Genomic DNA, 24,866 nt, shown 5'->3' with positions numbered 1-24,866 from the left:
ACATTTTTCAATAAGGTGTATGTTCCTCACTGTAATAAACGATCCAAATCCGGCTGTAGTTTGGATCGCAGAACATACAGCATGATGGCACCAACAAGGAAAGCGACGGCATCCGCAATGACGAGCGACCAGACCACCCCGTGGAAGCCGTTCATGCGATTGGCGATAAACAACACAGGAATCAGAGTAATACCCTGAATAATGGACATAATAAACGCGGCAGTTCCTTGCGCTGTTGCTTGGAAGATCCCCGTAAACAACGTAGTCATTCCTGTAATAAACAAGGATAAGAACGTAACATGCAGAATGTAGCTGCCCATTTCGATTAATTGCGGGTCATTCGTAAATAAACCAATTAAATGGTCGGAAATCAGATAGACGATGATGCCGAACACGACGGCTAACGCTACAATCGCCTTGATCGTAAATCCAATAGTATGCTTCATTCGTAATTTATTCGCTGTAAAAGTGAAGGCAATCAACGGTACGACCCCCTCGCATAAGCCCATCAGAATAAATTCAGGAAATTGCAATAAACGTGATGATATTCCGTAAGCTGCCACAGCTTGATCCCCATATTCAACAAGAAAATGGTTCATGATGAGCGACATTGCACCTAAGAAGATACTCATAATAAAGACGGGAACTCCGATTTTGAATACATTGCTCAGAATCTCCTTGGTAGCCTTGAACCATTTTAGGGAGATGGTTAAGAATTGGCTCTTATAACTCATATGGAAGGCGTAGAATATACTCGCAACCAGGTTTGAAATGACCGTAGCAGACGCAACGCCGATCACGCCCCAATGGAAGACGAAGATAACTAGCGCATCGAGAATAATATTTACGACAACACTGAGAATCATACCAATCATCGATGTGATTGCTGCTCCCTCTGAGCGAACCATATTCTCCAGCGTGAAGAATAACACGACGAATGGTGAACCTATAAGCATAACCGTGACATAGTCCTTCGTGAATCCGAAGGAGTCAGGCGTTGCCCCCAGGCCATGGACGATTGGATCGATCAACGGGAGGCCGACGGACATCACAATAATACCGAGAACCAAACTGCTGTAAAAGGCGAATGATGACACATGCTTTACAACATCATATTTTTTCTCTCCCAGCAAACGGGAGATGAATGTACCGCTACCCATGCCAATCAAGTTGCCTAGCGCCATAATGACTGCGAATAACGGCAAGGTTAGTGCGAGTGCGGTTAACATGGCCGTATTGCCCAGTGTACCAAGGAAATAGGCATTCAAGATGGAATAGATGACACCCATTGACGTGCCTAGCATCATCGGTACAGCGAAGTGAGCTACGGCTTTTGCGATTGGTGCTTTTTCAAAGTAATGAAGGTTTTCTGTATCCATGCGGGTCACTACTTTCTTCATTTATTTTGTCCTTCACTCTAACGGTGTTAGATTGTGTCTTACAGTGTTAGATGATATCATGAACCTAAGAACCTGTAAAGCATAAACTTACACTGTTAGATAAAAAGGTGGATACCGATGAAAAAACAGCAGCCTCAGATTTCGGAGGATAAAATTTTGGAAACCTCGTGGGAGCTTCTTGGAGCGGAGGGCATTGAAAAATTCAGCATGAGACGATTGGCCGACCGCTTAGGGATTCAGGCGCCCTCTTTGTATTGGTACTTCAAGAGCAAGCAGAATCTCTATCAGCGTCTGGCCAACCAGGTATCAAAAATAATTCTGGAGGAGTTCCACTCTGAGGGGGACTGGAAGGAGCAGCTGACAGAACTTGCGGTTACGGTACGGAGTGTGCTCCGCCGGTATCCCTGCTCCACGCAGCTCATGATGATGACGCTGCCCCACGAACCGGACATCATCCGGTTCACCAACCGTATGCTGCTCTGTGTGGAATCGACGCCGCTTGAGCAAGAGCAGAAATTGCAAGTGGTTACTACACTTGTGAACTTTGTCTTCTATTTCGTCCTAGACGATTATCAGCATGAGCGCAATGTCTCCGCTATTCGTAAGGACCAGGGAACACTCCCGGGTGAAGAAATGATTCGCCTTCTGGACTCCATGAGCGAGACGGAAGCGGGACTGTTCCGAAGAATGTTTACGAACGGATTGTTCGAGCTGATGGGGACTGACGGAGCGTTTGAGTTCGGATTGAAGCTGATTCTGTTGGGGGTCGAGCAGGTGATCAAGGAGCAGGAGAGGTAGAATGTACGCTATTTCTTTTGACGGTTTAACCGATAGTCCCGAACCTCAATTTGGATCCAAACACATCTCGAAGAGATGTGTTTTTTCGTTTGTTTTTTGGGAGAAAAAAAATAGCTGGGGTGGCAAGCGATATCGATGAGACCGAATAAACTACCCAAACGGGGAGGTTATTTGTAGAAAAAACAGTGATATAGTCAAATAAGGGTGTATTTTGTCGCTGTCTATTTTAAAGGAGATGCGATAACAGCAACTAGCACAATAAAATGACTATGTGATTCTTCAAGAACACTAGGAGGAGAACTCATATTTGATCTTTAATTCATTAGCATTTCTTGTTTTTTTTCCGGTTGTTACGATCACTTATTATTTATTACCTCATAAATTGCGCAATATAGGACTGTTTGCTGCAAGCTGTTTTTTCTATATGTACGCTGTTCCCATTTACATAGTGGTTATGCTTGTGATGATTACATTCGATTATTGGGCTGCTCTTTGGATTAGTAGAACCGATGGAAGAGGCCGCAAAATTGCGTTAATAGCTAGCATACTCGGTAATGGACTGCTCTTGTTCTCATTTAAATACTATAATCTCTTTGCCGATAGTATGAACGTTGTTCTTGATACGCTGCATATAAGTAACCATTTACCCCATTCCAGCTGGTTATTACCCATAGGACTGTCATTTCATAACCTTCAAAGTATTGCCTACATCGTTGATGTCTATCGTAAATCAATAAAACCAGAGAGAAATTACATTATATTCGGACTTTTTGTGATGTTCTATCCGCAAATGGTGGCTGGGCCAATTGAGAGAGCAGCGAAAATGCTGCCGCAATTTCGTCAAAAGCACGAGCTGCGCCTGCAAAACGTGGTAGAGGGAGGACAATTGATTCTCTGGGGCTTGTTTCAAAAGCTAGTGATTGCCGATCGCTTGGCCATTGTGGTCAATAAGGTGTATGCCGATCCAGGCTCTCACAGCACAACTGAAATTTTATTGGCTTTATTCTTCTTCTTTATTCAAATTTATTGTGATTTCTGCGGGTATAGCGATATAGCTAGGGGCTGTGCGCGTGTTATGGGTTTTGAGCTGTCTTTAAACTTCAACAATCCATTTGCTGCTAGAAATTTGATCGATTTCTGGTCTAGGTGGCATCTTTCCTTAACCTCATGGATTCGCACGTACATATTTTTCCCAATGATGCGCAGCAAAATATTCGGAGGTTGGGCGTTATTCAATGTGGTTGCGATGTTTGTTTTTAGCGGTCTCTGGCATGGAGCGAATTGGACGTTTATTGTATGGGGGATATTAAACGGATTGGTATATCTGATTCAAAGGAAAAACCGATTTCTGCACAGCAGCGGATTTAAATATATCAAAATTGCAATGAATATCGGGTTAATAAGTTTGCTGTGTGTTTTCTTTCGATCCACTAATCTGGAGCAGTCTGGTGAGGTATTTAAGTATTTGTTTGTGAATTATGAGGGCTCATTTAATATCATGGGGATATTGGATCGGCTAGCGATTAGTCCTTTCGATTTACTTATAGATTTGCTGCTCGCACTATTCATTATCGGTATTCAAATTGCCATGGATGCAAAAGGTAAAAACTATATTGAGCTTGTTAAAATACCTGGACTTTTGCCTACATGGTTACGTTATTTGTTAATCTATGCGCTTATTTTCGGTATTTTGTTTTTAGGTGTATTTACGGGAAATACCTTTATTTATTTTCAATTCTAGGTGAGAAGGGGTTCTTCATTGTTAACATTTTCCTTTGGGTATTTGGGTTTTATGATAGCAGCGACAGCAATCTATTTACTACTTCCCATTCGTTTTAAGCCAATTGGCTTGCTCTTATCGGGGTTAGTATTTGTAGTTTTGTTTATACCTCATGCGCTGCCCTATTTACTTTCGTTAATTCTATTTAATTATTTATTTGGCAAATCCCTAATTGGTAGAAAGACTAATCGAAATCGTCTGCTTCAGCTAGGGATCGCTGTTAACGTGACTTTGTATATTTGTTATTGGATAACGGCTGGAATTCTGAGGCAGGAAATGAACCATCCGTTACTGATCCATCTCGGTGCGGTGTTTATTACCTTGCAAAGCATTAGTTATTTAATAGAGCTTTACCGCGAGAAAATTTCACCGAATATCAGCCTGCTTGCTCTATCAAATTACCTGTTGTTCTTTCCAAAGCTGATTGCAGGGCCGATCGAGAAGCCGGGAGGTTTCTTTAATCAAAATAATGGGCATCACGTTTTCAATCGCCAGCGCATAACAGAAGGGGCTAGATTGGTCCTTTGGGGTATCTTTCAGAAAGTAGTTATTGCCGATCGAATGGCGATCATTTCTAGTTCTGCGCTCTCTGAGCCTGCGGATCACTATGGGTGGGAGCTGGTTTTGGGCGCTATTTGTTTTATGTTTGCGCTCTATTTTGATTTATGCGCTTATGTGGATATCTCGGTTGGCTTTGCCCATATGATGGGCTTTCAAATGTCTCCTCATTCTAATCTCCCCTTCGCTGCAGACCGCCCAATTCACTATTGGAATCGTGTAATGACTTCTTTAACCGCATGGGTCAAAGACTATTTAGCTTCACCAATAGCGGGATGGACAAGCAGGGATAAGCCTAGATTAGCTGCTGCCCTTATACCTATTCTTTGTACTTGTATTCTCTTCATCGGAGGCGGGGTAGGTTTTCTATTCTGGGGTATGGTTTGGATGATTTCAGTTGCGGGCAGTAAAACGGTCATTACAGATAAAATACCCGCTTTGGAGCTGCCTTTTGCTAGTAAATGGTTGGTTTGGCTAACCGCATGCTTGGCTTCTGTATTCCTTGCATTCTCGAGTTTTCAAGACGGAGCCTACTTCTTCCTGCATGTGTTCCAGCGCTTAAACCACTTTCAGGGTGAACAATTACTATTAAATATGGGAATTACCTCAAATGATTTAATTATAGCTTTGGTGGGGTTAGCTGCAGCTATTGTTGTAGGGTTTGGGAGCTTTGGGACGAAGTATAGCTACCCGAAAAGCGTGTTTCAGATGTACCAGAAAAAGCCTTGGAAGCGTTGGGCTGTCTTTTATATAGGCGTTATATTGCTGTTGATTTTTAGTGAGATTGGAAAGACAGCTTTTACTTTCGGTTTTTAACGAAATCCATCTCTCAATTAAGGAGGTAAAGGATGCGCAAGCTTATGATCAAAATTGGACTATTTATCCTTCCCTTCATCGTTTTAATTGGCATACTCGAAGTCGGGCTAGGTAATGTTCAGGATGTCTATTCCTATAAGGCAGATTTGTTCAAAAAACAGCAAGATCAGATTGAAACCTTGTTTCTAGGGTCATCGCCTACAGCTTATGGTGTTGATCCGAGTTATTTGCGGGCTAATTCATTTAATTTAGCCAACCTATACCAATTCTTAGATCAGGACACAGCACTCGTCAGTAAATTGGCTGCTGAGATGCCGAATCTGAAGCTGGTTGTATACAATCTGATCCCTCCGGCAATCGAACTAGGGAGCAGGAACACAGAGGTGGAGATTCTGACTTATAAGTATCACCAGTTTTATGATACGAGATTTGATCACTGGAGTGATTGGCTAGACCTCCGAGCTTACAGTGAAATCGCTAGGTTTGGTTATCGCGACAGTATCGATTATCTGCTCAAGGGCTTTAAGGTTTCTTTGTTACAAGGAAGGGAATTTTCGGAGGAAGGGTTTGTTAGCAACTCGAGTGTTGGGGACGCAGCTAATGAAGGAGAAACCAATGATGAGGCAGTGAAAAAAGCTCGAATAGCAACTCTGATTACACCCTTCCAAGCTCAAGGAAATATCGTGCATAATCAACAGCTTATTGAAGCGAATATCAAGTTGTTACAGGCAAGAAATATAACAGTTGCTTTTATCATTTCCCCTGTAATGCCTCAGTATGCTGCGTTGTATACAGAATCCTATAAGGATACTAAAGCTTTTATGGAGGAGATGGAGCTTAACTATAAAGTGAAGGCTTATGATTATTATCAAGATAATCGCTTCAGCAAAGAGCATTTTAGTGATTATTTACATCTAAATTCACAAGGAGCCATTGAGCTGAGTGAACTAATCGCTAGGGAGGTGATGCCGGTTTATTATGGTAAGGATTAAGTTATTACTAAGAAAATTCAAGGAGGAAAAAAGCATGTGGGTTCAGCGAATGAGAAGTAAAATCAGTGGTTATTTAGTTTTGAGCGTGCTTATAGCTGCATTAGCTCCTGCATTGACTGCAGCTGCAGAGCCTATGCAGACATCGGAAATATCAAAGGTATTAGCAGGGACTACATTCAGTGGGTCAAACACTCAATTGAATGGGAGTGCATTTTTTTCGGGGGAAGGAGCTATTTTGAACGGTAATAACCATTTCGGTGGTGCTTTCACCCAAACTCCTGTCACCTTGGACGATAACAAAGGCTTTAGTGCATACGCTCAGATTACTTCCAATTCATCAAGTAGCTTCCAAACCTATAACCGTGATGGCGGTTTTGCATTTGTACTGCAGACTAATGGTAAGAACCTTGGAATTAGCCCTACCAATCTCAATTTTGGCTATGGAGGCATTCTCCATAGTATAGCTGTTGTAGTTGATGTGGAGAACAATAGAATAAAACTGATGAAGAATGGCGATACAGGCAGTGTACTGGCTTCAGAGCCGATCAGTTCATCGTATTTAATAAGCACGACTCCTGAAACAAAGCATCTCTGGGTAGAGTATGACGGTTCAGAACTAAGCGTTCGTCTGGCGGCTACAACCTCTCGTCCGGAAACTGCCGATTTAACCTTATCCATTGATTTATCTGATGGTATTCTCAATGGTAATTCGGTGTATGCCGGATTCACAGCATCTTCGCATTTATCGAGTTGTGGAGAAATAGCATACCACAAGCTGAATAAATTTTATTTCGACAGCAAGATAGCCCCTATTACACCAGCAACAAATACGTATGTGCAAGTTCTAACAGCCGTTAATAATGTAACTGTTCCTGCAGATGGAGCTTACTTAGTAGGAGATAGTTTAGACTTTTCTGTAAAATATAATGCTGCTATCACAGTTACGGGGACACCTCTTTTGCCCATTACGATAGGTTCGAATTTAGTAAATGCCTCTTATGTATCGGGCAGCGGGACGAATACTTTACTTTACCGCTATGTAGTCCAAGCGGGTGACAGCGATTTAGATGGGATTAGCGTTGGAGCGAGTCTTTCGCTTAACGGAGGGTCATTAAAAGACCCAAACAACGATAATGTATCATTAGTATTAAATAATGTAGGAAGTACGACAGGAGTAAACGTAGAAAAGTCTAAGCCAACGGTTACGACAACTACAGTATCAGCAATAGCAACGACAACAGCTACAGCAGGCGGGAATGTAACTGCTGCTGGTGGTGATGCGGTAACGGAGCGTGGGGTGGTGTATGCGACCAACACTAATCCAACACTGTCTGATTCCAAACTTATCGTTATAGGAACTACAGGCAGCTATACAGCAGCGTTAACTGGATTAACTCAAGGAACAACCTATTATGTTAGAGCGTATGCGACTAATGCTGTAGGAACCAGCTATGGAAGCGAAGTAAGCTTTACCACGAACGCAGAACTACCATCGGTTACGACAACAGCGGTAACGGAAGTAACATCAACAACCGCTACAGCAGGTGGAAATGTAACTGCTGATGGCGGTGGTGTGGTAACGGAGCGAGGTGTGGTGTATTCCACTACGAGCGATCCAAACGTGGACGACGCCAACATTCTTGAAGTTACAGGAGCGACAGGCAGTTATACAGCGGCATTAATTGAATTAACTCCAGGAACAACCTATTATGTGCGGGCTTATGCGACTAATGCTGTAGGAACCAGCTATGGAAGCGAAGTGAGCTTTACCACAAACGCAGAACTACCATCGGTTACGACAACAGCGGTAACGGAAGTAACATCAACAACCGCTACAGCAGGTGGAAATGTAACTGCTGATGGCGGTGGTGTGGTAACGGAGCGAGGTGTGGTGTATTCCACTACGAGCGATCCAAACGTGGACGACGCCAACATTTTTGAAGTTACAGGAACGACAGGCAGTTATACAGCGGCATTAACTGAATTAACTCCAGGAACAACCTATTATGTGCGGGCTTATGCGACTAATGCTGTAGGAACCAGCTATGGAAGTGAAGAAAGCTTTACCACGGATGCAGTACAACCGACAGTGACGACAACAGCGGTAACGGAAGTCACCACGATAACCGCTACAGCAGGTGGAGATGTAACTAGTGATGGTGGCGAAGTAGTAACGGAGCGAGGTGTGGTGTATACGACTAACACTAATCCAACACTAGCTGATTCCAAACTTATCGTTACAGGAACTACAGGCAGCTATACAGCAGCGCTAACTGGGTTAACTCCAGGAACAACCTATTATGTTAGAGCGTATGCGACTAATGCTGTAGGAACCAGTTATGGAAGTGAAGAAAGCTTTACCACGAACGTAGTACCAGCGACACCGACACCAGCGACACCAACACCAACACCAGCAACACCAGCACCAACACCAGCAACACCAGCAACACCAACACCAGCAACACCAACAACACCAACAACACCGATATCAACACCAGCACCAACGCCGACACCAACATCGGAGTTATTTAAAAGTGATGTTGTCGATTTTGCTAATGTAGTAAGTTCTATCCAGTCATTAGTAGAGAGAGCCAATAGCTCTGCATCTCCGGTTGAACTGTCAGATGTTAATGGCCATTGGGCAGAAGAGACTGTAAATACGTTCATTAAGCTTGGTGTCATCCAAGGTAGTGGCAACAATAAATTTAATCCGAATGAAGACATCACACGGGCGGAATTTGCAACGATCCTGTCGAGACTATTCAGCATGAAGACAGGGAGCAAGGCTGTAGAATTAAGTGATGTCAATAAACACTGGGCTAAAGAGGCTATCGAAACGCTTGCATCCCTTGGAGTAATAAACGGCTACAGTAATGGTACATTTGATCCAGATCGTACCATTTCTCGTGAAGAAATGATTATCATTATTTCTCGCATCGTAAATTTAACTCCTGCAGCTGAAGGAGTAAATAACAGTGCGTTTACGGATATTGATGATTCTTATGCTAAAGACACGCTTAACGATGCTGTTAATGCGGGGATCATCTCAGGCAAAGGCAATAATAAAATAGAGCCTAAGAGCAAAGCTACACGTGCAGAGGCATTAACGATTTTGCTAAACCTATTGAAACTTGATCCTCAAATTACAACCTTATTAGATGAATTGAAGTAATAAATGTCTCGATTTGAACCTCCAACTCCACTCTTTTAGTGGTCTTGGAGGTTTATTTATTTATAATTTGGACGGGCTCATCTAGCCTTTGTCAACCCAGTATCCCTAATTCTCTGGCACGCTGCAGTGCTAGCACGCGATTATTTACTCCAAGCTTTCTGTACACATTTTTAATATGATACTTCACGGTTTCACTCGTGATCGTAAGATGAAGAGCGATAGCCTTGTTAGGCAGTCCGTCCGCGATCAACTGTAAAACCTTCGTTTCCTGCTCAGTCAGTATCTCTTTAAACGATATAAACCCTTCCGTGGTGACTTGCAACGCTTGAAGCAGCTGCCTCACATAGGCCAAAGAAACCATTGGCGTATTCGGAATTGGATTGCTTGATCTTGTCTTCAAATAAGCAGTCAGCAGCTCGGATATCTCAGCGCCTTCGTCCACGAAGCTGCGGACATATCCATGGGGCTCCGCCAATTGCAAAGCGGTCTCTAACTGAGTCAGAGCATCGGCTGTCCTGCCTAAGCGCTGAAGTACCACACTTTGCATAATTAGCACCTTAATCCGATCCCGGAGACGATCTTCCTTGCGCAATAGCTGATTCAGGCGACCCAGTAAGTCCAGCGCTTCTTCTAATTGTCCGCTTGCTGCAAGCACTCTAGCCAGAGCCAAATACTCCAGAACTTGATGGAGAGAAACTTCATCCGTATGCGCCAAACCGCATCCTTGCAGCCAAACAAAAGCATCTTCAGCTGCGCCTTGCCTCAGGGCCAGACAAGCTTGCTCGGCTTCGATTTTTAGTGTGAATAATTGATAATCAGGGGAGTCGATCTGCGACTTCAATTCCGCGAGTAGCTCTGAGGCCTGATTCGGATTTCCGAGGGCTTGCTGAATCGTCGAAGCGCTCGTGGCGACTTGAATGAAAATCCGTACAAAGGGCTGAATATCTCTTCGTCCAAGCGCCTGACTTGCATAAAACTCAGCTTCCTCCAGCCGATTCCACTCGTACAGTAATTTGCTGTAAGAAGCGAGAAAGAAACCGGCAAAAGGATAGTTTGCCTTTTTCTCCAAAGCAACAGCCCATCTGGATAAAAAAGCATCCGCAGCATGCAGGTCGTTGATATACGCGAAAAAATCTACAAACGGATCATAGCCAACATATTGGTAGCGCCTCATCGTTTGAAAGAAGCTGCCTTCCGGCATATATTGCTCTACCAGCTCGTAGTATTCAGAGGTTTTTACCAAGTCTTTTTGCAGATAAGAGGTGACTGCACTGAAGAAGTAAATATTGCCCATGGCCTGCTTCCATTCTGCATCAGTCAGATTTTCTTTCAGCGCTTGAAATCGGCCTTGGGCCTGTTCTATTCGTAGAGAAGCAGCTTCCCATTTCCCCACTCCAAACAATACCGATATATAAAACAGTTCAACCATTGGCTTCTCGGCAAAAGAATATTCCGGCAAAGCAGAGACCCATCTGATCAGCACTATACTTTGCGATTGCACTAACATATGAAGATTTTTCTCAATTAAGCGAACAGCGTCCGCATAGTGTTGGCCTGCTAAAAAATGCTCCATTGCATCTTCGTCGAGTCCGTAATTTTCCAACCAGCATGCCGCATTCCTATGTGCTTGCACCCAGTTGTCCGGATCGGTAATCGACCCCATTCGCTGTAAAAATTCTGAAAATAAATGATGATAGCGATACCATTCCCTCTGATCGTCTAAAGGAATGATAAATAGATTCATTTGCTCTAATCTTTCCAAATATTGTTGACTGTTCTTTTGACCGGTTACGGCCTGGCACAGGGATTGATTCATTCGACTTAAGATAGACGTAGCTATTAAAAACGAGCGCATTTCCTCTGATTGATGGTGAAAAACTTCCTCCAGCAAATAATCAGATATATGATGCTGTCGTCCGTTAAATTGATGAATAGTGTCAGCTATATTAGCACTTTGCTTCAGAGAAATCGCCGCCAGCTCCAGCCCGCTTATCCAACCCTCGGTCTGATAGTGGAGCTCCGCCACTTGCTCCGATGTTAACCTTAAATCCGTGGTGACCTGAAAAAAGACTTGCCCCTCATCCAGCTGGAAGCGCAAATCCTGCATCGTGATTTGATTGTATTCGCCCTTTGCCATCAATCTGGCAGTTGGTATCGGCAACTCGCTGCGACTCGCCATATATAGATGAATGTGAGAGGGCAGCCGCTCAAGTAAATAGGTCAAAGAGTTATGAATATCAGGACTCTCGATGAAGTGATAGTCATCAAGAACTACCGCTAGCTCGCTGGGGAATCGATCAAGGTCATTCAGCAGCGCAGGAATCGCATGCTCTAAAGATGCCCAAAGCCCTTTCTCAAGAAAAGAGCAAATCGCCTCGCCAAAGCCTGGGACCCTCTCCTGGATAGAAGCGGTTACACCACTCCAAAATTGAATATAATCGTTATCCCGTGTATCCAGCGAAACCCAAGCCACAGGCGCGCCGCATTGCTTCGTCCATTGGCCTAACGCTGTTGTTTTGCCGTAACCGGCCTGTGCGGAGACGTGTGTCAGCTTGACTTTCATTCCCTCATTAAGCGTACGAATCAGCCTTGGCCGAGCTACCAATTCGCGCCGTACATGGGGGATATGAAGCTTCGTACGTACAATCATGTAAATTCCTCCGTATGTAAACCGCTGTTAATACATACTATAATTCGACAAATTTCTATGTTCTCCTGTCATCTAGGCTGGGATCAGTATATGCGATTTTAAAAACCAGCTTTAAAAAGTGAGGGAACCGTAAGCCAAAGAGCTTGAGCGGTTCCCAAATATCTAGCTGTATGCCGGTTATTTCGCAGCTCCCAGAGGGGAACGGCAGCCTCCCGTTCCCAATCCCAATTGGTTATAGTATTCTTTTATATTCACAATGGTCTGACCATGTGTGACCTGAGCAATGAGCGGTTCGATTGCTTCAACATTTACGGTTTTGCTCTCCAGAAGCGCATCAAAGGCATGCTTGATTTCTTTAGGAAATACATTTCCGACCATACTGGACAAACCATTACATCCACCTATGGCAATATTGGATACTAGGTTTACATCACCTGCTGCGAACCGAACAAATGATTCAGGAAATAACGTGTCTCTATGGCGATGAACGTCCCCACCCTCCTTAAAACCGAGGATATTTTCATGTCTACTTATTAAATCATGTAATGACCCTGGGCTCAGATCAAAACCTGTTCGGGAAGGATTGTTGTAAAGAATTACATTTTTGGTTGTGTGTGTGAGCAGCTCATCCACATACATGATAGCTTGTTGTTGGGTCGGTTTAATGTAAGGAGGGAATCCAATCATTATGATATCAAAGACCGAACCTTCAAGCGCTTGCATTAATCTCACTCCGTCTCGGGTTCTAGTGGATGCAACGCCAAAAATCAATTCCACATCCAGAAAATGCTTTTGATTGAAATAGTCTATAATATGCAGTCGTTCCTCAATGCTCAATGAATGCTGTTCTCCTGTAGAGCCTGATATAAATAAAGAGTCGATTCCGTTTTCCTTCAGATAATTGACTATTGGCTCGAATCCCTCCAAATATAGGCTTTCATCATCTCGAAACGGAGTAGGTATGGCAATATGAAAATTGTTCATTTGGATCAATGACCTCCCAGACAAAAAAATTGTACTACTTTGACTATATAGCATTACAGGGTGAAAACGAAGCTGACATTAATATCTATTGTGATGCAAATCGCCAATGAATTCCTCGTACAATCATCGCGTTAAGCCCTTAAAGGAAATAAAAACTGGATATGACGGATTCAGGATGGAAACTTGTTCTTTCGGGCATGTTAGGGAAAATAAATGGAGGGGAGTGTACCATGATGGCAAGAAGAAGGAGAAGGTATGCGGTGCCAGGGGTAGAACAGGGGATGCAGGCTTTCAAAGCGGATGTAATGAAGCGGGAAGGATATACCGTTGATCCGAATCGACCGGATGACGTAAAATATGAAGTAGCCAAGGAGCTTGGTGTACCTTTGCAATCAGGTTACAATGGTGGTCTAACTACGGAATCGGTGGGCCATGTCGGCGGCAAAATTGGCGGCTCCATGGTTCGGGAATTGATCCGTCTTGCCCAAGAGCAAATAGTAAACAGGGAGCAACCTTGAATTTGGAAGGACAATTACAGTGAAGAAAAAATAAGATTAAGGACTCATCCGTAGAAATGCGGGTGAGTTTTTTTATATTGCACTATTTTGCGAATCAATGATATGTTTGGAGATGACTGGAGGAGAGGAGATGAGAGAAGAGAATGCATACGAAAGAAAGCTTAATGGAGCAATTAATACAACTCGGCATTGATCGTAAAGGAACGTTGCTAGTTCATTCTTCAATGAAAAGTATGGGAGAGGTCGAGGGCGGTGCGGACACTGTTTTGGACGTGTTCATGGAGTATATGAAGGACGGACTCCTCGTATTTCCTACTCATACGTGGTCTTATATTAATGCAAAAAATCCGAAATATTACGTCGATCAATCCGCTTGCTGCGTAGGGATATTGCCTGAGCTTTTTCGGAAGCGGCTCGGTGTTGTGCGTTCGCTGCATCCTACCCATTCGGTTGCTGCTCTGGGACGCGACGCGATAGAGTTTACAGGTGACGATCATCGTTTTGATACGCCATGCGCTAGAGGCTCATCCTGGGGGAAACTGCTCGATCGCAAAGCGACCATTTTACTAATTGGTGTAGACTTGAAGCGTAACACATTTATTCATGGCGTGGAAGAATGGGTGGACATACCAGGCAGGATGACGGATGACCATGAGATGCTCTACACTGTATTATCCGATGAGACGGAAATTTCTGTACCTTCCCGCAGGCATTGCGGTCTGTCGTGGTCGGAGCATTTTTGGAAAGTAGATCATGTCCTTGAGAATAGGGGAGCAATGTATAAGTCGAGTCTAGGCGACGCTATCGTCAGCGTTTGTGATGCAGCAGCGGTGGCAGAGATCATAACTGAAATGCTCTTAGCAAACCCGGATTTATTTTCAGACAATAACCCACTAGACTATGACGATACATAGAGTTCTCTATGGCTCGTGAGTTGTTGGTTAAAAAAAGGGGCTTTTCCTAGCTAAGAGGAAAAGCCGGCGTTACTGTTTACGTTGATTAGTTGGCAGCCGGATTTCGAATACTGTCTTTTCAAACGGGACACTCGTCAAGATAATTGATCCGTCGTGGAAAGCAATGATTTCTTTGACAATGGATAGTCCAATGCCGAGTCCTTCGCCTTTTCTGCTGCTATCGGCACGGTAGAACCGTTCAAAAATATGCTCTTGATCTTGTACAGGAATACCGCGTCCTTTATCAATAACGGTCATGAATATGATATTATCCTTTTCCGACAGTCCGATCTCAAGATAATGACCTTCTGATCCGTAACGGATTGCGTTGTCGAGCAGATTTCGCAGCGCGCGCTCAAGCAGGGAGGCATCGAACCAGGCTTCGATATCCTGCTCTGGGATATTTACTTCAACAGTAAAGCTTTGGCCCTCCAAAAGCATTAGGTAGTCTACAGCAATTTTCCTCATCATTTCAGATAGATTATGCACTGCAAAGTTAGGCTCAATATTTCCCTCATCCTGCCGAGCTATATCTAACAATTGATCTAACAATTTATCCATATAACGAGAGCGCTGCAGCATAATCTTGGCGCTAGCTTGCAGCTCCTGCTCATTCTTATATAATCCAGCTCGAATCGTTTCCGCGTAGCCTAGAACTATAGTCAGTGGGGTACGTAAATCATGTGAAAGATTTGACAGCAGCAGCTTGCGTCTCTTGTCAAATTGCTTGATTTGCTCGGTTTGATTTTGAAGACGGCGAGCCATAGCATTATAATGCGCAGTTAGCTGACCGATTTCATCTTTTTTCGTGTCCTCTAGTACAGTGATTTCACTTTGTAGGTTAAGCTGCCCTATCGCATAATTGAGCTTATTAATACGTTTGTTCATGGAGAAGAAAAACCATAGAGATAGCAGATATGGAACTAAGAACGCAACGATTAACGGTAACATAAAAAGAGACAAGACTTTAAAGGTGCGCATAAAGAAATAAATTTGTCCTTGTTTCATAGCGTCACTGGATAAACTCATGAGCAGGTAATAGGGTTGGTCCTGCAGACTAATGGAAAAAGTAAGCGTAATTGGCTCATCGACACCCCAGAGGTTCTGAGGCATATAAAGCATACGGTCCGCAAGCTGCCTAAAATCATAGTTGTTCTTTTCCCCGAGGGTATCATAAATCGTCGATCCATCTTCTGCAATCCACTCAAAACGAATATCAGGATGGTTGCTATGAGTATTATCCAGTAGGGGTGTTATGTCTGCAGCATGAAAAGCTTGTTGCTCTTCAATCGTATCAAGAACTTCTTGCGAGATGGCGTTCAGGCTATTCAGATCATATCCCCGATCTCCTATGTTAGCCAAAACGACGCTTAGCGCAATAAACAGCAGAATACTCGCGATTGCACTAATAAGCATAAGCATCCAAAGCTTCGTTCGACTTTTCATTGTCCGTCTCCCGAGAATCGATAGCCGATTCCACGTATGCTATGAAGGTAGTGGGGAGACCCCTCCGTTGGTTCAAGAATGCTTCGCAGTTTGCTTATAAAAACACTTAAATTGTTATCATCAAAGTTTTCATGATTCCACACCTGCTTGTAAATTTCTCTTTTGGTTAAAACGCGGTCTGGATTTTGCATGAACATTTCTAACAGTTGGCACTCTACCGGAGTTACAGAAAATGATTTTCCATCATTTTGCAATGAATAATTATCGATATCCAGCACTAATTTATTTAAACGCAGAATCTTGGCAGGATAAGAAGAATGAGGGCGATGTCGTCTTAGCTGTGCTTGCACACGAGCAACCAATTCCACTGGGCTAAAAGGCTTTGTGACATAATCATCTGCACCTAATCCGAGCGTTAAGATTTTGTCTTGCACTTCTCGCCTTGCACTAAGTGCAATTACTAACGACTCAGCATTTGCTTCTCGTAAATATTGCAGTACCTCAAACCCGTTGCCATCATCCATCATGAGGTCCAGTATCAATAATTCAATGGCATTTTCATGTAAGTATTGAATAGCTTGTCGTCCTGAGCTGGCTTCTATGACCCCAAGCCCTGCTTGTTCCAAATGCATCCGAATTAACTGACGAATTTCGGGTTCATCATCTACAATTAAAATATGATTGATGGCGAATCAATCCTCCTTCTTCCATGCCATTAAATCCATCTTGATCACGATCAAATCATAACAATAATAAATAGAGAAATACATAGTTTATACCATTCATTAAGAATCCATTAAGAAAAGTAAGTTTGTATGTCCACTGCTATTTCTTCTTCAGTACTCTGTATGCAGGTGACTTTGTCAAAAGTGCGGTGCTAATGTCGAATAGGCGGAGGATTGACGAAAGTTTTATCGGAAATATAGATTGCCCCATTATCGTCAACGGATGCATAGAAGATATCTTCTTGGCGAACCCCCATCTCTTGCAATTGCGACTCCAGCCACAAGGTATCTTTCTTGATATAAGAGAGCGTATCTTTGTATACGGTTCCTTCAACGACTAAAGAATAGGACAAGTCGCTCTGCCGCTTGACCAGGCCCAGATCTTCGAGAGTCGGCGCCGATTTTGGGCTCTTCTTGTAGACGGTCAATTTTCCGTTGGCCTCCAGTACGGCAAACTCGACATCGGCGAGATGAAAAACGTCCTTCTCGCGCAGCATCTGAAGGATATTATCGATCGAGTATCGTGATTTCTTCAGGTTATTCACTAATAGGTTTCCTTGATGCACGACGACGGTCGGCTCGAACGATACCATTCTTCCGAACTTTCTCGATTTGATCGTCAAAACGGAAACAACCCGCTGCAGGAGACCGATCAATACGATCGCTATTCCCATATGGATATGGTTAACGTCAGGCTCAGCAATATCAGCACCAACGACGGATCCTAAGGAGAGGATGACCAGAAAATCGAATACGGGTAATTCCCCCAGAGAGCGTTTGCCCATAAAAAGACCAACCATTAACATAAGGGGAAAAATCGTCACGATCCTTCCTGCAATCAGCAATGAATCTTTTGCGGTTTCTATCCACATGTACGAGATACCTTCCTTTTATTCCAATTAACCTTCATCCAACGTCAAGTTCGAGGCTTCCATTTCAGGTTACCCTCAAACTTGTTGGTGTAAACAAAGCGAAAACCGTCACACACCTGATCGCAACTTAGGGTTGCGGGGCCGTGCAACCAAAGCGATCTTTACTTCTGCATGCGATTAGCCCAATATAGGCTTATAAATTGCAGAAAGGCAGTTGCTGCTATGATCTTTGGAGAGAAGCTAAAAACGGAAAGAAATAAGAAAGGTTGGTCACAAGAAGAACTAGCCGAGAAGCTGTTTGTAAGCCGGCAGTCGGTTTCGAAATGGGAGAATGGTCAAAACTATCCAGGCATTGAAATCATTATTAAAATAAGCGATCTGTTTGGGTTAACTATCGATGAGCTATTAAGGAGTGACGAGGAGTTGACAAAAAAGGTGATAATAGCAAGCAAGCAATTGGCTCACCCGAAATTAAAGTTTCTGTTTGATGTCCTCTTTTTAGCAGGCCTTGTGCTGTTGGTGTTCAAACTCGTTGTCCTCTTTCTGAACAAAACAACGGCGCTGGAGATTCCACTGTATGGCGGGTCATTTTTTTGGAACTTCGGTTCTTTGATTCTAATGGTTGGCGGGGGAATAGGCTCCAGCATGCTGAAAGAAAAATATAAACAAGACTAATCAGACGACAAGGGTTGGCCTCGGAATGTACAGTCCTTCGCCATGCGGATCGGTTTAATCGTATCTGGTATTTTACTAGCAGGGTACGCTATAATTGAAATCGTTGTAGCCCCTCTTCAAATAACAGAAAGGGTTTTTTTATGATTAAATTACATCATGTCAGTAAAAACTTTTCTCAATTTGAAGCTCTTAAATCGATATCCTTAACGATAAATAAGGGGGAGATTTATGGCATTATTGGAGCAAGTGGATCAGGTAAATCCACCTTACTGCGGATAATGAATTTTCTCGAAATTCCGGATCAAGGTGAAGTCAAAGTTAATGATGAAACATTAAATGATATGAGTAGTTCAGAACTTCGACAGGCACGTAAAACAATCGGGATGATCTTTCAACATTTTAATCTAGTGGCGAATAAAACGGTGTACGAAAACGTAGCTGTATCGTTGAAACTAGCCAATGTTCCAAGGAAAGTACGGCAAAGCCGCGTGCTGGAGTGTCTGCAATTTGTTGGGCTCGAGAGCTTTGCAGATAAATACCCAGCAACATTAAGTGGGGGACAAAAGCAGCGTGTGGCTATCGCAAGAGCATTGGCAAATCATCCACAGGTTTTGTTATGTGATGAACCGACCTCATCGCTTGATCCTAGTACAACGGCTGAAATACTGGCTGTATTAGAAAATATAAATAAAAGTTTTGGTGTTACAATTGTCATCGTTAGTCATGAGATGGACGTGATCAAAAGTATATGCAATCGCGTAACGGTTATGGCTGATGGAGAAATTTATGATACCGTAGTGATTGAACCAAAAGGAATTCGTCAGATTGAAAATATCGCCGAAAGCTTTGTTAAGCAGCTTACAGGGGCTGGTGACATAGATCATGCCTGAAATTTTAGTGCAATATAAAACCGAAGTTTGGGACGCTATAGGGGAAACCTTTTTCATGGTGGGTGTGTCTATTTTAGCCGCAGTGTTAATCGGTCTCCCCGTCGGAACGCTGCTGTTTCTTTGCAGGAAAGGTCAAATACTGGACAATCGCTTTGTTTTTTCAATATTAAATTTGCTGGTAAATATTACTCGTTCATTTCCGTTTTTATTATTAGTCGTTTTTTTAATCCCCTTTACAAGATTAATTATTGGTACGGCAATTGGTACAGCGGCTGCAACTGTTCCGTTATCGATTATAGCCATCGCTCATTATTCACGATTAGTCGAGCAATCCTTATTGGACGTGCCAAGAGGTGTAATGGAGGCGGCGATTTCAATGGGGGCTTCTATTAAAGAGATTGTTTTAAAGTTTCTTTATGTTGAAGCTCGTTCTGGACTCCTGCTAGGGTTAACAACGTCGATTATTAGTTTCATTTCCTATTCCACGATTATGGGGGTTGTTGGAGGCGGAGGTATCGGGGATTTTGCTATTCGGTATGGGTATCAACAGTTCAAAACTGACTTAATGATCTACGTTATTATCATTATGGTCATACTCGTACAGTCCATCCAGTTTATTGGATCAACAGCAGCAAAAATGATTGATAAGAGATAAATAATAGGAGAGAAACAAAATGAAAAAAATACTGTTATTCGTTATGTTGTTTACATTTATTTTAGCTGGGTGTGGACAAAATAAGGTAAATAATCAAGTTGCTCCGCAGGATACTGCTAATGGAGTGGTAACCTTAAAGGTCGCATCTTTAATTCCACCAATGACGGACATCCTTGAGATCGTTAAGCCAACGCTAGCAGAGAAGGGTATTCAACTAGAAATTGTTGTATTAGGTGATAATGTTCAGCCTAACAGCGCTCTTAAAGCAGGTGAAGTTGATGCGAACTTCTTCCAGCATGTCCCGTATATGGAGGAATTCAATCGAAACAATGCAGCAGAGCTAGTTCCGGTGGTACCGATCTATTTTGCGAACTACGGTGTATACGCTAAAAATCACAATACAATGGATGAATTACCAGAGGGCGCAGTAATTGCTATTGCAAATGATTTTTCAAATATCGATCGTTCATTATCTTTGCTCGCTCAACATGGTGTTATTACGTTAAAAGAAAAAACGGGTACCTATTATACGCAGGCTGATATTACTAATAACCCAAAAAACTATAAATTTGAAGAAGTAGATCTATTAATGCTAGCGAGAATGTATGATGATGCAGATGCAGTAGTTATGACGCCTGCTTACGCCTCGCCACTTGGATTAACACCAAAAAGTGACGCTCTTCTGACGGAAGGGATCGAAAATAACTTCGCGATTACTTTAGTGGCACGCAAAGACAATGTTGACTCGGAGCCAATTCAAAAGCTAGCTGAAGTAATGACGGGTCCAGACGTACGTGAGTTTTTAGAAGAAAATTATGATGAAACGGCAATACCAGCGTTCTAATAAACATTAAAAGGGTTATTCGAGTTTAAATGGCTCCTCTCTCCCCAGCTCCAGAAGCATTTGATCCGATAGGGGTCACTATTCCTGATGGATAGTTCTATATAGGTAGAAAAAAAGAACCGAAAGCGAATTTGACTATCGTAACGTAGTCATCTAGCTGTCAGTTCTTTTTTTATTGCTCTTTAACAAAGAGGGGATGCAAATTTAAAAAGCCAATTAACCTTTGAGGGATTTCAATTTGCGTTTTAGCCAAAATTTATTTAGAAGCCATTAAATTATTATATAATACTTACATATGAAACCATTTCATAATCATCCTGGGAATGAGGTGTAGTTATTGATGTATAGAGTGGCTCTGTGTGACGATGAGGAAAAACAACGGGAGCTTGTTAAGAATATCCTAATTACACTATCGATAAAGTCTAATATAGAATTTGAGTTCGAATTGTTCGATTCGGGAGAGCAGCTAGTATCTCATTATGAGAGTAGTGGAAATCCCTTCCATATTATAATATTGGATATTGAAATGGGTGGTATTAACGGAATACAAACAGCCCAGTTAATCAGAAATTTAAAAAATTTTGATGAACAAATTATTTTTCTAACAAGCTATCCAGAATATATGGTGGAAAGTTTCGACGTAATTACTTTCCAGTATTTAATAAAGCCAATTGCACCCCACATCTTGGAGGAAAAAGTCATAAAGCTGTGCCAATACTTTCAAGCACTTGATAAGAAGTGGATGATTATTAAGTCAGCTTATGAAGAAGTGGTGTTAAGATATGATGACATCATTGGTATTGAAGCTGCCAAAAGCTTAACGATAAAAAGTAAACTAAACTTTATAACAACGAGTCAAACCTATGATAGCAAAGGCATTATATCCGAATACGCATTAGCATTAAAAGATTTTAATTTCTTGCAAATTCACCGTTCCATTATTATCAACCTGATTCATGTGAAGAAATTTGCTAGTGGAGCTGTACTCATGTCGAACGGTGCGGAGTTTCCTATAGGTCGTTCGAAAGTGAAAGAGGTTAAAGACTTTTACACCAAATTTATGGTTATGAAGGGCCATTAATATGATTCAATATAATCTGCCTATTGTTCTCTGTGTCGCACTTGTCATGTGCTTTCAAATCAATTTATTTTTTAATTCGGTCCTAGATAAGTCAACCAGAAAGGGGAATAGAGTTGTTTACTTCATCATATTCGTGGTGCTTGATTTCATATATTTGACGGTTTCTATGACTACTTTTGCATCCTCGATCTTAGCATTGGTGATGATATTTAGTTTAGCGCAAGCTTATCGAGTAGAGTTAAAAACAAAAATTATTTTTACGATAATTTATGTGGTTCTAATGACTATCGTTAATGTTATAACCCTTTATATTTTTTATGTGATTGACTCCGTTGACTTAAGCACCGTTGATCCTACAAATGCACAAGCTCAATTGCCCTTTATTAAGGCAATATTACTCAATTGCATTATCATGTTTGCTATCATTCAGATGATACGGCTCATAGCCAAACGCAGGAGCTTCTCTATCCATTATCGTTACTACATTATATTCATGATTGTCCCGGTAATAAGTATATATCAACTTAATTTTCTAATTAATTACAGTGAAAAGAATATTTATTATTTCATATCGATCATTGGATTTCTTTTCATAAATGTGGGCATCATCTATATTTTTGATAACATTATTGATAAATTTCAATTCATGCATGAGAATGCTCAATTGCAAAATCAAATGGATTATCAGGATGCGAACTACGAGAAAACGGTGCATAGCTTCAAATCGATTAAGAGAATCATTCATGATACAAATCAGCAGTTTCTATATATTGAAGAGTGTATTAACCGAAATGAATTAGCAGCGGCAAGGGAGCATATTAAGGTTACATTGAATAAGGTCGAAGGAGCCTATCAAAGGGTGAATACGGGTAATCTAGTGATAGATGCCCTTGTTACGAATACGCTTAATATTGGCCAAGCGAATGGCATAAAAATAAATACAAAGCTAAGCTTATATTCACAGGAATTAAATATTGATAGGTATGACTTATGTGTCGCGCTAGGCAATATGTTGGATAATGCGATAGAGGCATCCAAGAAGGTTAAAATTGCAGAGGATAGATACATACTTATTAAGATACATTCAGATGAGTCTGCTCTATTTATCCACATTGTTAATCATATGGAGAATGAGTCTGCCCATTTGCATAGCCAAAAGTCAAACCCAGATTTTCATGGCATTGGCTTAACAAATATATCTAGAATCTGCGACAAGTATGGCGGGAATATGACCATTGAAGCGAATCATAAAGTTTTTAATAATATGGTTCTAATCCCATTTTAGAAAAACAATCCTTAGACAGCATGCTGTCTAAGGATTGTTTTTTTCGTTTCAGGGTGTTTTTCTATATAAAATTGTTCGTTATAGTATCATTCATACAGCACAGTATGGTTCATTCAGTTCAGTATAGTACGATTCGTTCAGCAAGAAACTCTGAGAGTGGAATGGGCCTATATTATTGCACAAGATGAAAATGGAGGGATTTAAGATGGCAAATGTTACAGTTGGTAATGAAAATGGCGCTCCGATTCAGCTTCACTATGAGGATATCGGCTCGGGAAAACCGGTCGTACTCATCCACGGTTGGCCGCTTAGCGGAAGGTCATGGGAGAAACAAGTGTCTGCTCTGGTGGAAGCCGGCTACCGCGTGATCACGTATGATCGTCGCGGTTTCGGGCAGTCGTCTCAGCCTTGGCAGGGATATGACTACGATACATTCACGGCCGATCTACATGAACTGATTCTGTATCTAGATCTCCGTGATGTGACACTTGTAGGATTCTCAATGGGTGGTGGCGAGGTTGCACGCTACATCGGTACCTACGGAATGGAACGGGTATCGAAGGCGGTGTTGGCTGGGGCGATTCCACCGTATCTATACAAATCTGAGGATAACCCGGATGGCGGGTTCGATGATGCAGCAATTAAGGGTTTCCAAGATGGGGTGAAGGCGGATCGGCTAGCATTCCTGGATAACTTCACGACCACGTTTTTTGCCTCGGGAGATAGAACTGACTTGGTCAGCGAGGCGTTCCGCTTGTATAATCGAGACATTGCGGCCTTCGCGTCACCGAAGGGTACACTCGACTGCATCTCGGCGTTCGGCTATACGGATTTCCGCGGCGATTTGGCGAAGTTTAACGTGCCAACACTAATTATTCATGGCGATGCGGACGCAATCGTGCCGGTTGAAATCAGCGGGCAAAAGGCGCATGAGCTGATTGCTGGCAGCCAGCTCGTAGTGATCGAAGGTGGCCCGCACGGGTTCAACGCCACGCATGCCGAAGAATTTAACGGAGCTTTGCTGCAATTCTTGAAAGGTTGATTATTCAATAAGGAATCGCGCCCCTTTAAGAGGCGCGATTTCCAAACCAAGAGGAGAACGAATCGAATGACGAACAGAACTTTGAACGCTGCATTGCAGCAAATCGCAGCGACAACGCCAATCGAGGCGCATAATCTTCTACAGGCATTCATTAAGGAACAGCAAAACTTAGGGTTGGCAAACGGGCTGCCGGTCGGTGGTAAAGCGAAGGATTTCGAATTAAAAGATACGTTTGGCAGGGGAATCTCGTTATACGAAGAGTTATCGAAAGGACCTGTTGTCCTGACGTTTTATCGCGGTGGCTGGTGCCCATACTGCAACCGCCAATTGCGGGCGTATCAAGAGGTCTTGCCGGACATTCAGGCGCTGGGATCCCAACTGATCGCGGTCAGTCCGCAATTGCCGGACTCCACGCTTTCCTTCAAGGAGAAGGCAGAGCTGACATTTCAGGTCCTTAGCGATCCGAAGGGGCTAGTGTCCGCCGGATATCGGCTGTTGTACGATGTACCAGAATCACTGAAACAGCTGTTTATGGAGATGAACATTGATCTGAAGGAATACAACGGGACAGAGCATTGGATTCTCCCCGTTCCGGCAACGTTCATGATCGATGAACATGCTGTCATTCGTTCGGCTTTCGTCACACCGGATTTCATGAAACGGATGGAGCCTGATGAGATTATACGAGAACTGCGGTCGCTATAATACGCAAAGTAAATGCCATCCGATT

General features: G+C 42.6%; 21 protein-coding genes. 15 read left to right on the top strand and 6 right to left on the bottom strand.

All coding sequences use genetic code 11. The features are described 5' to 3' along the window. Nucleotides 1-26: 26 nt before the first annotated feature. Entirely contained in the window at nt 27-1,379 is a 1,353-nt protein-coding gene (locus MHI37_RS30635; protein ID WP_076338420.1) for an MATE family efflux transporter, read from the bottom strand. A gap of 138 nt (nt 1,380-1,517) precedes the next feature. Between MHI37_RS30635 and MHI37_RS30630 the strand changes: the two genes are divergently transcribed. The 5 genes from MHI37_RS30630 (at nt 1,518) to MHI37_RS30610 (ending at nt 9,516) form a co-directional block, all read left to right on the top strand. Then, nucleotides 1,518-2,198 carry a TetR/AcrR family transcriptional regulator C-terminal domain-containing protein gene (locus tag MHI37_RS30630; protein WP_076338361.1) on the top strand — a complete coding sequence of 227 codons (681 nt, stop codon included), beginning with the start codon at nt 1,518-1,520 and terminating at the stop codon, nt 2,196-2,198. A gap of 307 nt (nt 2,199-2,505) precedes the next feature. Further along, nucleotides 2,506-3,939, top strand: a complete 1,434-nt coding sequence (locus MHI37_RS30625; protein ID WP_076338360.1) for an MBOAT family O-acyltransferase — start codon at nt 2,506-2,508, stop codon at nt 3,937-3,939. An 18-nt stretch (nt 3,940-3,957) separates the two neighbouring features. Next, on the top strand, nt 3,958-5,352 hold the full coding sequence (locus MHI37_RS30620; protein WP_076338359.1) for a hypothetical protein: 1,395 nt from the start codon (nt 3,958-3,960) through the stop codon (nt 5,350-5,352). A gap of 32 nt (nt 5,353-5,384) precedes the next feature. Beyond that, nucleotides 5,385-6,344, top strand: a complete 960-nt coding sequence (locus MHI37_RS30615; RefSeq protein ID WP_076338358.1) for a hypothetical protein — start codon at nt 5,385-5,387, stop codon at nt 6,342-6,344. Nucleotides 6,345-6,378: 34 nt separating this feature from the next. Then, a complete protein-coding gene (locus MHI37_RS30610) occupies nt 6,379-9,516 on the top strand; it encodes an S-layer homology domain-containing protein (RefSeq protein WP_342556524.1) in 3,138 nt (1,045 codons plus the stop codon). Between the two features lie 91 nt (nt 9,517-9,607). Here the strand turns inward: MHI37_RS30610 and MHI37_RS30605 are convergent, their stop codons facing one another. Both MHI37_RS30605 and MHI37_RS30600 read right to left on the bottom strand, forming a co-directional pair. Beyond that, on the bottom strand, nt 9,608-12,166 hold the full coding sequence (locus MHI37_RS30605) for a LuxR C-terminal-related transcriptional regulator (RefSeq protein ID WP_076337670.1): 2,559 nt from the start codon (nt 12,164-12,166) through the stop codon (nt 9,608-9,610). A 177-nt stretch (nt 12,167-12,343) separates the two neighbouring features. Then, on the bottom strand, nt 12,344-13,150 hold the full coding sequence (locus MHI37_RS30600; protein ID WP_076337669.1) for a dihydrodipicolinate synthase family protein: 807 nt from the start codon (nt 13,148-13,150) through the stop codon (nt 12,344-12,346). A 233-nt stretch (nt 13,151-13,383) separates the two neighbouring features. Here MHI37_RS30600 and MHI37_RS30595 point away from each other — a divergent pair, with 233 nt between their 5' ends. After that, entirely contained in the window at nt 13,384-13,668 is a 285-nt protein-coding gene (locus tag MHI37_RS30595; protein WP_083676341.1) for an alpha/beta-type small acid-soluble spore protein, read from the top strand. 143 nt (nt 13,669-13,811) lie between these two features. Further along, nucleotides 13,812-14,582 (top strand): AAC(3) family N-acetyltransferase, encoded by a 771-nt coding sequence (locus MHI37_RS30590; protein WP_076337667.1) that lies wholly within the window; start codon nt 13,812-13,814, stop codon nt 14,580-14,582. A 69-nt stretch (nt 14,583-14,651) separates the two neighbouring features. On the opposite strand, the gene MHI37_RS30585 is transcribed toward MHI37_RS30590, so the two are convergent. The 3 genes from MHI37_RS30585 to MHI37_RS30575 form a co-directional block, all read right to left on the bottom strand. Further along, complete coding sequence (locus tag MHI37_RS30585) at nt 14,652-16,067, bottom strand: HAMP domain-containing sensor histidine kinase (RefSeq protein ID WP_076337666.1); 1,416 nt, start codon at nt 16,065-16,067, stop codon at nt 14,652-14,654. Continuing rightward, nucleotides 16,064-16,738, bottom strand: a complete 675-nt coding sequence (locus MHI37_RS30580; RefSeq protein ID WP_256710571.1) for a response regulator transcription factor — start codon at nt 16,736-16,738, stop codon at nt 16,064-16,066. The genes MHI37_RS30585 and MHI37_RS30580 overlap by 4 nt, the downstream gene beginning before the upstream one ends. Nucleotides 16,739-16,944: 206 nt before the next feature. Beyond that, nucleotides 16,945-17,664: a DUF421 domain-containing protein gene (locus MHI37_RS30575; protein ID WP_256710566.1), complete on the bottom strand. Its 720-nt coding sequence runs from the start codon at nt 17,662-17,664 to the stop codon at nt 16,945-16,947. A 222-nt stretch (nt 17,665-17,886) separates the two neighbouring features. Between MHI37_RS30575 and MHI37_RS30570 the strand changes: the two genes are divergently transcribed. The 8 genes from MHI37_RS30570 (at nt 17,887) to MHI37_RS30535 (ending at nt 24,841) form a co-directional block, all read left to right on the top strand. Further along, nucleotides 17,887-18,339 carry a helix-turn-helix transcriptional regulator gene (locus tag MHI37_RS30570; protein ID WP_076337664.1) on the top strand — a complete coding sequence of 151 codons (453 nt, stop codon included), beginning with the start codon at nt 17,887-17,889 and terminating at the stop codon, nt 18,337-18,339. 140 nt (nt 18,340-18,479) lie between these two features. Continuing rightward, nucleotides 18,480-19,229 (top strand): ATP-binding cassette domain-containing protein, encoded by a 750-nt coding sequence (locus MHI37_RS30565; protein ID WP_076337663.1) that lies wholly within the window; start codon nt 18,480-18,482, stop codon nt 19,227-19,229. Next, nucleotides 19,222-19,884 carry a methionine ABC transporter permease gene (locus tag MHI37_RS30560; RefSeq protein ID WP_076337662.1) on the top strand — a complete coding sequence of 221 codons (663 nt, stop codon included), beginning with the start codon at nt 19,222-19,224 and terminating at the stop codon, nt 19,882-19,884. The genes MHI37_RS30565 and MHI37_RS30560 overlap by 8 nt, the downstream gene beginning before the upstream one ends. 19 nt (nt 19,885-19,903) lie before the next feature. Further along, a complete protein-coding gene (locus MHI37_RS30555) occupies nt 19,904-20,728 on the top strand; it encodes a MetQ/NlpA family ABC transporter substrate-binding protein (protein WP_076337661.1) in 825 nt (274 codons plus the stop codon). 340 nt (nt 20,729-21,068) lie between these two features. Beyond that, on the top strand, nt 21,069-21,809 hold the full coding sequence (locus MHI37_RS30550) for a LytTR family DNA-binding domain-containing protein (RefSeq protein WP_076337660.1): 741 nt from the start codon (nt 21,069-21,071) through the stop codon (nt 21,807-21,809). A gap of 1 nt (nt 21,810) precedes the next feature. Further along, complete coding sequence (locus MHI37_RS30545) at nt 21,811-23,094, top strand: sensor histidine kinase (RefSeq protein WP_076337659.1); 1,284 nt, start codon at nt 21,811-21,813, stop codon at nt 23,092-23,094. A gap of 205 nt (nt 23,095-23,299) precedes the next feature. Then, the gene (locus tag MHI37_RS30540; RefSeq protein ID WP_076337658.1) at nt 23,300-24,136 is read left to right on the top strand and encodes an alpha/beta hydrolase; all 837 of its coding nucleotides are present in this window, start codon (nt 23,300-23,302) and stop codon (nt 24,134-24,136) included. Nucleotides 24,137-24,202: 66 nt separating this feature from the next. Continuing rightward, entirely contained in the window at nt 24,203-24,841 is a 639-nt protein-coding gene (locus MHI37_RS30535; protein WP_076337657.1) for a peroxiredoxin-like family protein, read from the top strand. The last annotated feature ends 25 nt before the right edge of the window (nt 24,842-24,866 follow it).

The organism is Paenibacillus sp. FSL H8-0548 (genome assembly GCF_038630985.1).
GTDB lineage: Bacteria > Bacillota > Bacilli > Paenibacillales > Paenibacillaceae > Pristimantibacillus.
This window is presented reverse-complemented; position numbering and strand designations above follow the sequence as displayed.

Excerpts from the sequence above, each read along its gene's own strand:
- MHI37_RS30615 (WP_076338358.1), top strand. The coding sequence starts at position 5,385 with ATGCGCAAGCTTATGATCAAAATTGGACTATTTATCCTTCCCTTCATC.
- MHI37_RS30600 (WP_076337669.1), bottom strand. The coding sequence starts at position 13,150 with ATGAACAATTTTCATATTGCCATACCTACTCCGTTTCGAGATGATGAA.
- MHI37_RS30575 (WP_256710566.1), bottom strand. The coding sequence starts at position 17,664 with ATGTGGATAGAAACCGCAAAAGATTCATTGCTGATTGCAGGAAGGATC.
- MHI37_RS30585 (WP_076337666.1), bottom strand. The coding sequence starts at position 16,067 with ATGAAAAGTCGAACGAAGCTTTGGATGCTTATGCTTATTAGTGCAATC.
- MHI37_RS30540 (WP_076337658.1), top strand. The coding sequence starts at position 23,300 with ATGGCAAATGTTACAGTTGGTAATGAAAATGGCGCTCCGATTCAGCTT.
- MHI37_RS30555 (WP_076337661.1), top strand. The coding sequence starts at position 19,904 with ATGAAAAAAATACTGTTATTCGTTATGTTGTTTACATTTATTTTAGCT.
- MHI37_RS30565 (WP_076337663.1), top strand. The coding sequence starts at position 18,480 with ATGATTAAATTACATCATGTCAGTAAAAACTTTTCTCAATTTGAAGCT.
- MHI37_RS30635 (WP_076338420.1), bottom strand. The coding sequence starts at position 1,379 with ATGGATACAGAAAACCTTCATTACTTTGAAAAAGCACCAATCGCAAAA.
- MHI37_RS30560 (WP_076337662.1), top strand. The coding sequence starts at position 19,222 with ATGCCTGAAATTTTAGTGCAATATAAAACCGAAGTTTGGGACGCTATA.
- MHI37_RS30535 (WP_076337657.1), top strand. The coding sequence starts at position 24,203 with ATGACGAACAGAACTTTGAACGCTGCATTGCAGCAAATCGCAGCGACA.
- MHI37_RS30610 (WP_342556524.1), top strand. The coding sequence starts at position 6,379 with ATGTGGGTTCAGCGAATGAGAAGTAAAATCAGTGGTTATTTAGTTTTG.
- MHI37_RS30550 (WP_076337660.1), top strand. The coding sequence starts at position 21,069 with ATGTATAGAGTGGCTCTGTGTGACGATGAGGAAAAACAACGGGAGCTT.
- MHI37_RS30570 (WP_076337664.1), top strand. The coding sequence starts at position 17,887 with ATGATCTTTGGAGAGAAGCTAAAAACGGAAAGAAATAAGAAAGGTTGG.
- MHI37_RS30595 (WP_083676341.1), top strand. The coding sequence starts at position 13,384 with ATGGCAAGAAGAAGGAGAAGGTATGCGGTGCCAGGGGTAGAACAGGGG.
- MHI37_RS30545 (WP_076337659.1), top strand. The coding sequence starts at position 21,811 with ATGATTCAATATAATCTGCCTATTGTTCTCTGTGTCGCACTTGTCATG.
- MHI37_RS30630 (WP_076338361.1), top strand. The coding sequence starts at position 1,518 with ATGAAAAAACAGCAGCCTCAGATTTCGGAGGATAAAATTTTGGAAACC.
- MHI37_RS30590 (WP_076337667.1), top strand. The coding sequence starts at position 13,812 with ATGCATACGAAAGAAAGCTTAATGGAGCAATTAATACAACTCGGCATT.
- MHI37_RS30605 (WP_076337670.1), bottom strand. The coding sequence starts at position 12,166 with ATGATTGTACGTACGAAGCTTCATATCCCCCATGTACGGCGCGAATTG.